Annotated in this window: 12 protein-coding genes; 1 reads left to right on the top strand and 11 read right to left on the bottom strand. The window is 65.4% G+C overall.

Annotated elements, in window-relative coordinates; translation table 11 throughout:
• Positions 1–85: 85 nt before the first annotated feature.
• The 4 genes from aspT to AB3147_RS07425 all read right to left on the bottom strand — a co-directional run bounded on the left by aspT (position 86) and on the right by AB3147_RS07425 (position 4,637).
• A complete protein-coding gene (aspT, locus tag AB3147_RS07440) occupies positions 86–1,777 on the bottom strand; it encodes an aspartate-alanine antiporter (RefSeq protein WP_367351663.1) in 1,692 nt (563 codons plus the stop codon).
• A gap of 182 nt (positions 1,778–1,959) precedes the next feature.
• Positions 1,960–2,889, bottom strand: a complete 930-nt coding sequence (locus tag AB3147_RS07435) for an electron transfer flavoprotein subunit alpha/FixB family protein (RefSeq protein ID WP_056567625.1) — start codon at positions 2,887–2,889, stop codon at positions 1,960–1,962.
• 2 nt (positions 2,890–2,891) lie between these two features.
• A complete protein-coding gene (locus tag AB3147_RS07430; RefSeq protein WP_175137468.1) occupies positions 2,892–3,641 on the bottom strand; it encodes an electron transfer flavoprotein subunit beta/FixA family protein in 750 nt (249 codons plus the stop codon).
• Positions 3,642–3,713: 72 nt separating this feature from the next.
• A complete protein-coding gene (locus AB3147_RS07425) occupies positions 3,714–4,637 on the bottom strand; it encodes a histone deacetylase family protein (RefSeq protein ID WP_175124735.1) in 924 nt (307 codons plus the stop codon).
• Between the two features lie 10 nt (positions 4,638–4,647).
• On the opposite strand from AB3147_RS07425, the gene mltB reads away from it, so the two are divergent.
• Positions 4,648–5,808 carry a lytic murein transglycosylase B gene (gene mltB, locus AB3147_RS07420; protein WP_218345144.1) on the top strand — a complete coding sequence of 387 codons (1,161 nt, stop codon included), beginning with the start codon at positions 4,648–4,650 and terminating at the stop codon, positions 5,806–5,808.
• A gap of 116 nt (positions 5,809–5,924) precedes the next feature.
• On the opposite strand, the gene cysM is transcribed toward mltB, so the two are convergent.
• The 7 genes from cysM to AB3147_RS07385 all read right to left on the bottom strand — a co-directional run bounded on the left by cysM (position 5,925) and on the right by AB3147_RS07385 (position 11,712).
• Entirely contained in the window at positions 5,925–6,833 is a 909-nt protein-coding gene (gene cysM / locus AB3147_RS07415) for a cysteine synthase CysM (RefSeq protein ID WP_056569425.1), read from the bottom strand.
• Positions 6,834–6,909: 76 nt separating this feature from the next.
• Complete coding sequence (locus AB3147_RS07410; protein WP_367351662.1) at positions 6,910–7,419, bottom strand: ComEA family DNA-binding protein; 510 nt, start codon at positions 7,417–7,419, stop codon at positions 6,910–6,912.
• 222 nt (positions 7,420–7,641) lie between these two features.
• On the bottom strand, positions 7,642–8,631 hold the full coding sequence (gene rfaD / locus AB3147_RS07405; RefSeq protein WP_343738984.1) for an ADP-glyceromanno-heptose 6-epimerase: 990 nt from the start codon (positions 8,629–8,631) through the stop codon (positions 7,642–7,644).
• Positions 8,628–9,569, bottom strand: coding sequence for a D-glycero-beta-D-manno-heptose-7-phosphate kinase (rfaE1, locus tag AB3147_RS07400; protein ID WP_343739011.1), 942 nt, complete (start codon positions 9,567–9,569; stop codon positions 8,628–8,630). Before rfaE1 ends, rfaD begins: the two co-directional genes overlap by 4 nt.
• Positions 9,566–10,780, bottom strand: a complete 1,215-nt coding sequence (gene lapB, locus AB3147_RS07395) for a lipopolysaccharide assembly protein LapB (protein WP_175122831.1) — start codon at positions 10,778–10,780, stop codon at positions 9,566–9,568. The genes rfaE1 and lapB overlap by 4 nt, the downstream gene beginning before the upstream one ends.
• 45 nt (positions 10,781–10,825) lie before the next feature.
• The gene (locus AB3147_RS07390) at positions 10,826–11,140 is read right to left on the bottom strand and encodes a LapA family protein (RefSeq protein ID WP_062838607.1); all 315 of its coding nucleotides are present in this window, start codon (positions 11,138–11,140) and stop codon (positions 10,826–10,828) included.
• 209 nt (positions 11,141–11,349) lie between these two features.
• The gene (locus tag AB3147_RS07385; protein ID WP_056322254.1) at positions 11,350–11,712 is read right to left on the bottom strand and encodes an integration host factor subunit beta; all 363 of its coding nucleotides are present in this window, start codon (positions 11,710–11,712) and stop codon (positions 11,350–11,352) included.

The following is an 11,712-nucleotide window of genomic DNA, read 5'->3' as shown; positions in this document are numbered from 1 at the left end:
TTGACAGGCGCCATCAAGTCGAGCGCCGTTACGATTGCCGCGCTTCTATCCAGCACCCGCAAGCCGGCGCTTGCGGGCAATCCTGCTAAGCCATGAGCATGACGATGACAATGCCCCAGATGATGAGCAGGGTATTGCCGATGGCGTAAGGCACCGTGTAGCCAAGCGCCGGGACCTGGCTCTTTGCCGTCTCGGTGATCTGGCCGATCGCCGCGGTGGTGGTCCGCGCCCCCGCGCACACGCCTAATGAGATGGCGGGGTGGAACTTGAAGACGTAGCGGGCAATGAGCACGCCCAGGATCATCGGGATGCTGGTGGCGATGACGCCCGCGATGAACAGCTTTGCGCCCAGCTGCTGGAAGCCCTGCACAAAGCCCGGTCCCGACACGATGCCCACCACCGCAACGAATGCGGTCAGGCCCACCGATGTCAGGAACCAGTGCACCGGCTCGGGCACGCGCCCGAACGTTGGATGCACCGACCGCAGATAGCCGAAGATGAGGCCCGAGATCAGCGCGCCGCCCGAGGTGGAGAGCGTGATCGGAATGCCGCCCACCGTCAGCACCAGCGTGCCGAACAGGCCGCCCAGCAGGATGCCGAAGCCCACGAACACCATGTCAGTCTGGTTGGTGGCGCGGTCCACGTAGCCCAGCTTGCTGACCACGCGTTCGACGTCGCGTGTGGCGCCCAGGATGAAGAGGCGGTCGCCGCGGTCCAGTTTCAGGCCCCAGTTGACCGGCATCTCGTGGCCGCCGCGCACGACCTTGCGCAGGAACACGCCGCGGCCCAGTTGGCGCACGGTCTCGTTTTCGGCAAGTTCCTTGAGCGTCTTGCCGGCCACGTTCTTGTTGGTCAGCACGACTTCGACGATCTCCGCCGGCAGGTTGATGACGTCGCGGTCCTCGACCTCGGTGCCGATGAGGCCCGAGGCCTGCAGCACCAGCGCGTCATGGCGGCCCGTCACGCCGAGCACGTCGCCGGCCTGCAGCATCGTGGTCGAGTCGGCGTCGATGATCTGGTCGCCGCGATGAATGCGCTCGACAAAGACCCGGGCGTCCACGAACTTTGCTTCCAGTTCGCCCACCGTCTTGCCGGCGTAATCCGCATTGTCCAGCCGGTAGGCCCGCGCCGTGAACTTGCGGTAGCCCGACAATTCCATCGAATCGGCCCCGCCGGACATCTTGGCCTCGTAGTCCTTGCATTCCTTCACGATGTCCACGCGCATCAGCTTGGGACCGAGGGACGCCAGCAGCCAGGCGCTGCCGACCGTGCCGAAGATGTAGCAGACCGCGTACGCGACGGGAATGTTATCGATCCACTGCTTCTTGGTCGCCGCGTCGACGGACAGGCCGTTGATCGTGTCGGTCGCCACGCCCATGACCGCCGATATCGTCTGCGCGCCGGACAGCAGCCCCGCGCCGGTGCCGGCATCAAAGCCGAATCCGATGGCGGTCACCCAGGTGACGAGCAGGCAGAGCACGCAGATGATGACGGCAAAGATGACCTGCGGAAGGCCATCGCTTTTCATGCCGCGGAAGAATTGCGGTCCGACGCCGTAGCCAAGACCAAAAAGAAAAAGCAGGAAGAACACCTGCTTGAGAATGGGAGCAATCGAGATGTTGAGCTGGCCGACCAGCACGCCCACCAACAATGTCCCGGTCACTGCGCCCAGATTGAATCCGAAGATTTTCTTGGCCCCGATCCAATAACCCAGGCCCAGGGTCAAGAAAATCGCCAGCTCCGGGTACTTACGTAGCGTGTCAAAGAACCATTCCATCACGAATCTCCTTCGTTCTGTACAGGTCAAGCACAATCGCAAACAGTGAGTAGCGCGAAGTACGTTATCAGAGTCTTTCAGAAAATCAAAGATTTTCGAATATCTGAAATAAATGCGTGGCGCGTCCGCAAAAAAAAACCGCGGACCCGAAGGCCCGCGGTTTTGATCGAACCGGCTGAAACTTACAGCGCGTTCGTCAGCTCGGGAACGACCGTGAACAGGTCGCCCACCAGGCCGTAATCGGCGACGCCGAAAATCGGCGCTTCGGCGTCCTTGTTGATCGCAACGATGACCTTCGAATCCTTCATGCCGGCCAGATGCTGGATGGCGCCCGAGATGCCGACGGCCACGTACAGCTGCGGCGCGACGATCTTGCCGGTCTGGCCAACCTGCCAGTCGTTCGGCGCGTAGCCCGCGTCGACCGCGGCGCGCGAAGCGCCCAGTGCGGCGCCCAGCTTGTCGGCCAGCGGATCCAGGATCTTGAAGTTTTCGGCGCTGCCCAGACCACGGCCGCCCGAGACCACGACGCGCGCGCCGGCCAGTTCGGGACGATCGCTCTTGGCGACTTCGCGGCCCACGAACGTGGACAGGCCGGAATCGGCCACGGCAGCGGCGTCTTCGACCGAGGCGGAACCGCCTTGGGCGGCGACGGCGTCAAAGCCGGTCGTGCGCACGGTGATGACCTTGACGGCGTCGGCCGATTGCACGGTGGCAATGGCGTTGCCAGCGTAGATCGGGCGCTGGAACGTGTCGGCGGATTCGACACCGATGATGTCGGAGATCTGGGCCACGTCCAGCTTGGCGGCAACGCGCGGCGCCACGTTCTTGCCCGACGCGGTGGCCGGGAACAGGATGTGGCTGTAGTTCGAGGCCACGGCCAGCACCTGCGCCGCGACGTTTTCGGCCAGGCCGTCCGCCAGATGCGGGGCATCGGCCAACAGCACCTTCGCCACGCCAGCGGCTTGGGCAGCCTGGTCGGCCACGGCGCGCGCATTGGCGCCGGCGACCAGCACGTGCACGTCGCCTCCGATCTTGGCGGCGGCGGCGATGGCGTTCAGGGTTGCGCCCTTGAGTTGGGCGTTATCGTGTTCGGCAATAACCAGCGTCGTCATGATCAGACCACCTTCGCTTCGTTCTTGAGTTTGTCCACCAGCGCCGCGACGTCGGCAACCTTGATGCCGGCCTTGCGGGCGGGCGGCTCGCTGACCTTCAGCGTCTTCAGGCGGGGCGCGGGATCAACGCCCAGGTCTTGCGGCGTGACGGTGTCCAGCTGTTTTTTCTTGGCCTTCATGATGTTCGGCAGCGTGACGTAGCGCGGCTCGTTCAGGCGCAGGTCGGTGGTCACGATGGCGGGCAGCTTGAGCGACAGGGTTTCCAGGCCGCCGTCGACTTCACGCGTCACGGTGACCTTGCCGTCGGCCAGTTCGACCTTGCTGGCGAACGTGGCTTGCGGCCAGTCCAGCAGCGCGGCGAGCATCTGGCCGGTTTGGTTGGCGTCGTCGTCGATGGCCTGCTTGCCCAGGATCACGAGCTGGGGCTGTTCCTTGTCGACCAGCGCGCGGAGCAGCTTGGCGACAGCCAGCGGTTGCAGTTCGGCATCGGTTTGGACCAGCACGCCGCGATCGGCGCCGATGGCCATGGCGGTGCGCAGTGTCTCCTGGCATTGCGCAACGCCGCAAGAAACCGCCACGACTTCAGCGACCGCGCCCTTTTCCTTCAGGCGGGTGGCTTCTTCGACGGCGATTTCGTCAAAGGGGTTCATGGACATCTTCACGTTGGCGATATCCACGCCGGTCTGATCAGACTTGACGCGCACCTTGACGTTGTAGTCAACGACGCGCTTGACAGGTACCAACACCTTCATCCCGCTGCCTCCAATTGGAAAATAATGACCCGGCTTTGCGCCGGGATCGCATTGCACAATTTTTTCCTGATTCTACAGCTTCGCCAGCGCCCGTATGTGCGCGACCACGCTGCGGCCCAGGGCCGACAAGTTGTAACCGCCCTCGAGCGTGCTCACGATCCGGCCCTGACAGTGGCGGTCAGCCACGTCGACAAGCTGTTCGGTGATCCAGGCATAGTCCGCCTCGACCAGCCCCATCTGCCCCATGTCGTCCTCGCGGTGGGCGTCAAAGCCCGCCGACACGAGGATCAGTTCGGGGCGGTGCGCTTCCAGCCGCGGCAGCCACGTGTCCGTGACGATGGTCCGGACCGCGGCGCCCGCCGTGTAGGCAGGCACGGGCACATTCAGCATGTTGGCGGCCGGATGATTCGCGCCGCTGTTGGGGAAGAACGGATGCTGGAAAAAGCTGCACATCAGCACCCGATCATCGCCGGCGAAGACGTCTTCCGTGCCGTTGCCATGGTGAACGTCAAAATCGACGATCGCCACGCGCGTCAGGCCGTGGAAGTCCATGGCGTGCTGCGCCGCAATGGCGACGTTATTGAAAAAGCAGAATCCCATGGCCTGCGATCGGCAGGCATGATGCCCCGGCGGGCGCACCGCGCAGAAGGCCGTACGCGCCTCCCCGCCCAGCACCGCGTCGACCGCAGCCACCCCGGCGCCCGCGGCATGCAGCGCGGCTTCGTAGGTGTGCGGGTTCATGAGGGTGTCGGGATCGATAGGGTAATACCCTTGGTCCGGCGTATGTTTCTGCAAACTGTCCAGGTACTGGACAGTGTGCACGCGCAAGAGGTCATTGCGGGACGCCTGCGGCGCCTGCCGGTCATCCAGATAAGGCATCAATCCGCTTGCGAGCAACTGATCGGAGATGGCGTCCAGCCTCTGGGGGCTTTCCGGATGCCAGCTTCCCATTTCATGCAAGCGGCATGCCGGGTGGGTAAGATACATGGTCTCCATAAGGAAGATTATGTTCATCTGTCGGCGAATACTGCAACTCGGCGCGCTTTCCGCCCTGCTGGCGGGGTGCTCCACCACCACTCCCACCGCAGCACCCTCCACGTCCCTCGCTCCCCAAACGGCCCAGGCTTCAGGGACAACCCCCATCCGCATCGGGCCCAGCACGCCGACGCTCGGCCCCGAACTGGCGGACGACGCGCCCGCCACGCTGACGCCGTCGGGCGCGCTGCGCCCCGAGGTCCGCACCTTCGTCGAGAACCTGGCCGCCGAACGGCAGCTGCCGCTGGCGCCGATGGTGTCCGCCTTGGAAAGCTCGCGCTACAACGCGACGGTCGCGCGGCTGATTGCGCCCTCCCCGCCGGGCAAAAAGGTCTGGCGCAGCTGGCTGACCTACCGGTCGCGCTTCGTCGAGCCCAAGCGCATCGCCTGGGGCGTCGAGTTCTACAACGAAAACCGCGACCTCCTGAATCAGGCCGCGCAACGGTTCGGCGTGCCCGCGCCCATCATTGCCTCCATCATCGGCGTCGAAACGCTGTATGGCCGCAACATGGGCAACTTCCGCGTCCTGGACGCGCTGGCCACGCTGGCCTTCGACTACCCCGATCCCGCCAAGCCCGAGCGCGCCACCATGTTCCGCACCCAATTGGCGGACTTCCTGACGCTGGTCATGAACGACAAGCTCGAGCTGGAAACGCAGGGCTCCTATGCCGGCGCCATCGGCATGCCGCAATTCATGCCGACCAGCGTGATGCACTACGCCGTGGACGGCGACGGCAACGGCCATATCGACCTGACCAACAACACGCAGGACGCGATCATGTCCGTGGGCAGCTTCCTGGCGCAGCACGGTTGGCAGCGCGGCCTGCCGGTGTTCGCGCCCGTGGTGCTGCCCGCCGATCCCACCGCGCTGGTGGACGGCGGCCTGGAGCCCAAGCAAAGCTGGACCACGCTGTCGGCGGCCGGCTCGCAGCTCAAGCCCGGCGCGACCAGCGATGGCTGGAGCAGCCAGCCGCTGGGCGTGGTGGATCTGGTCGAAGAAATGCGCGGCACGGCGCAGTATCGCGTGGGCACGCCCAACTTTTTTGCGCTGACCAAGTACAACCGCAGTTACTTCTATGCGACGTCGGTGGCGGACCTGGCCACGGAGATCGAGGCCCGCGTCGCGCGGTGAGCGCCCTCGTGCGGACACGTCCGCGCCGAAAGACAAACGCCCTGGCAGGTTCAACCGCCAGGGCGTTTTTCATTTGGGTGCCCTACCGGCCGGGGCGGCCGGGGGGGCCCTGCGTGTCAGTTGAACACGCCCGTCGACAGATAGCGATCACCGCGGTCGCACACGATGAACACGATGGTCGCATCGTTGACGCGTTCGGCAACCCGCAGCGCCGCGACCAGCGCACCGGCCGACGAAATGCCGCCGAAAATGCCTTCCTCGGCAGCCAGCCGCCGTGCCATCACTTCGGCCTCGGATTGCTGGATGGACTCGTAGGCGTCCACGCGGCTGCGGTCGAAGATCTTGGGCAGGTAGGCCTCGGGCCACTTGCGGATGCCGGGAATCTGCGATCCTTCGGCCGGCTGCGCGCCCACCACCTGCACGGCGGGATTGCGAGACTTCAGGTAGGTGGACACGCCCATGATCGTGCCCGTGGTGCCCATCGCGCTGACGAAGTGAGTGATGCGTCCTTCCGTCTGATTCCAGAGTTCCGGGCCCGTCGTTTCGATGTGTGCGCGCGGATTGTCGGGATTGGCGAACTGGTCCAGCACCACGCCACGGCCATCGGCCTGCATCTCGGTGGCCAGGTCGCGGGCGTATTCCATGCCGCCCTTGTCGGCCGGCGTCAGGATCAGCTCAGCGCCGTAGGCGGCCATGGCTGCGCGCCGCTCGACGGACAGATTGTCCGGCATGATCAGGATCATGCGGTAACCCTTCATGGCGGCCGCCATGGCCAGCGCAATGCCGGTGTTGCCGCTGGTGGCCTCGATGAGGGTGTCGCCGGGCTTGATGTCGCCGCGCTCTTCCGCGCGCTGGATCATCGACAAGGCGGGACGATCCTTGACGGACCCCGCCGGGTTGTTGCCTTCCAGCTTGGCCAGGATGACATTGCCGCGCGCGTCGCCCGCCGCCCCAGGAATGCGCTGCAGGCGCACCAGGGGCGTGTTGCCGACGGTCTGCTCGATAGTGGGGTAGGTAGTAGTCATGCGGTCGATCATAACTCCGCCCGGCGCCGCGCGGCCGCAAAAGCCGCGCACCCGCCAGGGTTAGCCAGAACCCGACTCAGGGCTTTGCGCGGACCTGTGCCGGCGCACTGGCGGCAGGCGGCGCCGGCTTTGGCGCAGCGGCCTTGCCGGGCGCGGGCCGGGCTCCGGGCGCCGCGCCGGACGCGCCTGCCGACGGCTTGGCGGCCGCACCCGCCGCGCCGATTGTCAGCCCCGCCGCCTGCAGCGCCTGAGCCTTTTTCTGGCCGATGCCCCGCACGCGCTCGGTCAAGTCGTCCAGCGACTCAAAGCCGCCGCCACGCTCGCGTTCACGGACGATGATTTCAGCGGTGCGAGGGCCGATGCCTCGCACGCCCTCTAGCTGGGCTGCAGTGGCCTGGTTGATGTCCACCGCATGCGCGGGCGGCGCGGCCACGCCCAGGCCAGCGGACAGCAGCAACGCGCCGAGCGCCCGCCGCAGGATGCGGTGCCGCTCTCGGGGGCATGCAGTCATGGCAGCGGGACGCGCGCGGCGCCACGAGACCAGAGGCAGGTTGCGGGCAACGGTGGGATGGACGAAGGGATTCATGGGGTTCTCCTGACAGTTACGGACGCGACGGTTGCCGCGCCCCGTTGCCATCATCGGGGCGGGCGGCTCGCAGCGCCGGTCCGGTGAACCAAAACATCCACCCCGGCAACTACGCGTGCACATACCCCGGCAATGTCCCCGGCCAATGACAGGCAACGTCGCGGGCAAAAAAAAGCCACCGCGTCGCGGTGGCCTTCGTTGTCGCCTTGCCTGCGCGGCGGATTACTTCCGGGCGCGCCAGTAGCGCACGTACTCGGCCACGCCCGTCTGCACATCGCGCATCGGCGCAGCAAAACCGGCGGCCCGAAGCTGCGTGACGTCCGCCTGCGTATAGCTCTGGTAGCGCCCCTTGAGGTCGTCCGGGAACGGGATGTAGCGGATCAGATCCAGCTCGGCCAGCTGAGCCAGCGTCAGCTCGGCTTCGCCCCGCTCGGCGCGCAGCGTGTTCACCACCGCGGCCGCCACGTCGTTGAACGGCTGCGCCTTGCCGGTGCCGCAATTGAAAATGCCCGATTGCTCGGGGTGATCCAGGAAATGCAGATTTACCGCCACCACATCCTCGACCGAGATGAAGTCACGGCTCTGGCCGCCATCCACGTAGCCGTCCCAGCCCGCAAATAGGCGCACGTGCCCGTGCTCCAGGAACTGGTTCATGTTGTGGAACGCCACCGAGGCCATGCGGCCCTTGTGCTGCTCGTGCGGACCGTACACGTTGAAGTACCGCAGACCGACGACCTGCGCCGTCAGGCTGTCCATGCGCTTGCGCAGCACCTGGTCGAACAGCAGCTTGGAATAGCCGTAGACGTTCAGCGGGCCTTCGTTGTCGGGATGCTCGACGTAGGTCGTCGAACCGCCGTACACGGCCGCCGAGGACGCATACAGGAACGGCACGCGGCGCGCCTGGCAGAACTCGAAGAGTTCCAGCGTGACGCGGTAGTTGTTGTCCAGCATGAAGCGGCCGTTGCGCTCGGTCGTGTCCGAGCACGCGCCCTGGTGCAGCACCGCGCGGATTTCGGGCAGGCTGCCATCGGCAACGCGCCGGCGGAAGTCGTCCTTGTCCATGTAGTCGGCGATCTTGCAGTCGACCAGATTGACGAACTTGTCGCCTTCGGTCAGGTCATCGACGGCAATGATGTCTTCGATGCCGCGGCGGTTGAGTCCGCGAACCAGGTTGCTGCCAATGAAGCCCGCGGCTCCGGTAACGACGATCATGAGGATTCTCCTGCCAATTCCGCGGCCGTGACGACGGACGTGCCCAGCTTGCCCACGGCGATGCCGCCGGCCTTGTTGGCCCAGCCCATGGCTTCGGCCCACGGCAAACCGATGGCGCGCGTAACCGCCAGCGTGGCCAGCACGGTGTCGCCCGCACCGGACACATCGAACACCTCATGCGCTTGCGCGTCGGTGTGGTCGCGTCCCGCGTCGGAAAACAAAGTCATGCCCTGCTCGGACCGCGTCACGAGCAAGGCTTCAAGGTCCAGATCGGCGCGCAGGCGCTGCGCACGATCGGTCAATTCGGCTTCGGACGTCCAGCGGCCAACTGCCTGCTGCATCTCCGAGCGGTTGGGCGTGACCAGCGTCGCACCGCGATAACGCGAATAGTCGTCGCCCTTGGGGTCCACCAGCACCGGGATGCCCGCGCTGCGCGCCAGCGCAATCAGCGATTCGACCCGGGTCAGCACGCCTTTGGCATAGTCCGACAGAACGACGATGTCGTGGTTGGCCAGATGCCGGGCCAGCGCGGCGTCCACCGCGTCAAGCGATGACTGGGTGGGATGCTGTTCGAAGTCCACGCGCAGCAGCTGTTGCTGGCGGCCCAGCACGCGCATCTTGAGGGTGGTGTGCAGTTCGTTGTCGGCGATCAGGTCGCCCTGGATGCCGGCCTCGGTGGCCAGGCGCCGGACGCTGTCGCCGGCTTCGTCCTGGCCCAGCACGCCGACCAGGGTCACGTGGCCACCCAGGGCCGCGACGTTGCGCGCGACGTTGGCGGCGCCGCCCAGACGGTCTTCGCGTCGCGCGACTCGCACGACCGGCACCGGCGCTTCGGGCGAGATACGTTCGACTTCACCGAACCAGTAACGGTCCAGCATGACGTCGCCAACCACGAGCACGCGGCTACGCGAAATGGCTTCGGCGGGAAAAGAGTTCATTCAAGTTCTTCCAGACGGCGCGGCGCATAGGTTTCCCAGGCGTTGCAGCCGGGACATTGCCAGTAAAAACGACGCGCTTGAAAACCGCAATTGCGGCATGCGTAGCGATCGAGCCGTTGCGTGTGCTTGTGAATCAGGCTGCGCAGCAGGGTCAGGTCGGCGCCCGGCACCGGACCGTGATCGCCGTCGCTGTCGCCGTTGGCGAGTTCGGCTTCCAGCAGGCGATCCAGCCCCAACAGCGAAGGATGGCTGCGCAGCGCGCCGCGGGCAAAGGCCCACGCGGTCGCGGCGCCCTGCTGCACCCGCAGCTCCCGGAACACCACATTGAAAAGGTCCAGGGACGCATGGCGGCCATACTGCTTTTGCAGGAAATCCAAGCCCTCCGCCACCTGATTGGCATTGCGGTAATTGGCCAGCAACTGTTCGGCCACCAGCCCGGCGTATTCGGACGCGTCGGTCATGACCGACTCGAGATACAGCCGTTCGCGCTTCGGATCCTGTTCGATCAGCGCCAGGCGCGCCCGCAGCATGGCGGTGCGCACCTTGGCGCCCTTGCTCGAGGCGGCTTCGGTGGTGGACAGCGCATGGTCCGCCGCGTCCAGCGCCTTGTGCGCGGCCTCGACGTCGGCGGGCTTGGCCGCCAACGCGGTCTGGGCCTGTTCGCAGTAGTAATGCACGATTTGCGGGACGGGCTCGTCGACCAGGCCCTGCAGGGTCTTCACGGCCTCGATCGCACGCGGCCAATCGTGCTCGGATTCATAAATGCGGATCAGCGAGCGCAGCGCGGGCAAGGCGTAGCGCGTGTCCTTGAGCTGCTCGAAACCGCTTTCGGCGCGATCCAGCATCCCGGCCTTCAGGAAGTCCTGCGCCAGCTCGTGCTGCGCGTGTTCGCGTTCGGCCTGCGGCAGATCGGAACGGTTCAGCAGGCTTTGGTGCACCCGGATGGCGCGCTCCATTTCGCCGCGGCGGCGGAACAGACTGCCCAACGCAAAGTGCAGCTCCGTGGTTTCCGGGTCCAGCTTGGCGACTTCGACGAAGGCGTCGATGGCGCGATCAGGCTCTTCATTGAGCAGGAAATTCAGCCCGCGGAAATAGGAGTCGGGCAGGCTGCGCGTTTCCCGCAGCATCTGCCGGATGTCGAATCGCGCGGCCAGCCAGCCCAGCGCGAACAGCACCGGGACGAATATCAACCACCAAGGTTCAAAATCCACTATTCGGACTCATGCGGTAATTCGGTGCAAAAAGGCGGCGCGGTGTCACAGCGGCGACATGGGAGCGACGGCTTCGGGGGGCACGACGGGCGTCGTGCCATTGGCGGCGGCCTGGATGCGATCCAGTTCGCGGCGCAGGCGGATGGCCTCGCGGCGGCGGCGCAGCGCGGCGGGCACCGTCAGCAGCAGGCCGAACAGCGCGCCAAGCACGAACACGACCAGCATGACGACGATCAGCGGGACATCCTGGATGACGTAGTCGGCGTAGAACTTCACGGCGACGGGGTCGGTGTTCTTCAAGGCGAACATCAACACCGCAACAAAGACGAGCAATCGCAGGGCCCAGACGAGATAGCGCATGGCGCATGCTCCAGATGATTCGAGACCGTCAATTGTAAGCGACGTCTTCATGACGAGAGAAAAAAAAGCCCCACGGCGGAGCACGGCCCGCCCTTGCGCAAGCTGGGCGCCCGCATGAACCGGCGCCACAAAAACAAAGCCCCTTGATTTCTCAAGGGGCTTTGCTCGCGGTCCGATCTGCCCGAAGGCAGCCCTGCCTGGCCGACGCGTCAGTGCATGGCGTGCAAACCTGCCATGGAAGACGGCATCGACTCACTCGACCCAGAGGATTGAGCGTCCTCGTCATTGCCGCCGACCAGGTCCACCCGCTCGCGCAATTCCTTGCCCGCCTTGAAGTGCGGCACCTGTTTACCAGGCACCAGCACCTGCTCGCCGGATTTGGGATTGCGACCGATACGGGGTGACCGTTGCGACAACGAGAAGCTGCCAAAACCGCGGATCTCGATGCGCTGACCCGAGGCCAGGGCCTGAGTCATTGCATCCAGTACGGTCTTGACCGCGTAATCGGTGTCGCGGGCGGCCAGCTGAGGATAGCGGGCCGCCAAGGCGGCGATCAGCTCCGACTTGGTCAC

The sequence above is a fragment of the Achromobacter animicus genome (genome assembly GCF_040775605.1).
GTDB classification, from domain to species: Bacteria; Pseudomonadota; Gammaproteobacteria; order Burkholderiales; family Burkholderiaceae_B; genus Achromobacter; species Achromobacter animicus.
Note: the sequence above shows the minus strand (reverse complement) of the source record. Positions and strands in the feature narration are given on the sequence as shown.

What these genes read in the sequence shown, in the direction of transcription:
- AB3147_RS07435 (WP_056567625.1), bottom strand. Translation starts at nt 2,889, where the DNA reads ATGACGACGCTGGTTATTGCCGAACACGATAACGCCCAACTCAAGGGC.
- mltB (WP_218345144.1), top strand. Translation starts at nt 4,648, where the DNA reads ATGTTCATCTGTCGGCGAATACTGCAACTCGGCGCGCTTTCCGCCCTG.
- rfaD (WP_343738984.1), bottom strand. Translation starts at nt 8,631, where the DNA reads ATGATCGTCGTTACCGGAGCCGCGGGCTTCATTGGCAGCAACCTGGTT.
- AB3147_RS07390 (WP_062838607.1), bottom strand. Translation starts at nt 11,140, where the DNA reads ATGCGCTATCTCGTCTGGGCCCTGCGATTGCTCGTCTTTGTTGCGGTG.
- AB3147_RS07410 (WP_367351662.1), bottom strand. Translation starts at nt 7,419, where the DNA reads ATGAATCCCTTCGTCCATCCCACCGTTGCCCGCAACCTGCCTCTGGTC.
- rfaE1 (WP_343739011.1), bottom strand. Translation starts at nt 9,569, where the DNA reads ATGAACTCTTTTCCCGCCGAAGCCATTTCGCGTAGCCGCGTGCTCGTG.
- AB3147_RS07425 (WP_175124735.1), bottom strand. Translation starts at nt 4,637, where the DNA reads ATGGAGACCATGTATCTTACCCACCCGGCATGCCGCTTGCATGAAATG.
- cysM (WP_056569425.1), bottom strand. Translation starts at nt 6,833, where the DNA reads ATGACTACTACCTACCCCACTATCGAGCAGACCGTCGGCAACACGCCC.
- AB3147_RS07430 (WP_175137468.1), bottom strand. Translation starts at nt 3,641, where the DNA reads ATGAAGGTGTTGGTACCTGTCAAGCGCGTCGTTGACTACAACGTCAAG.
- aspT (WP_367351663.1), bottom strand. Translation starts at nt 1,777, where the DNA reads ATGGAATGGTTCTTTGACACGCTACGTAAGTACCCGGAGCTGGCGATT.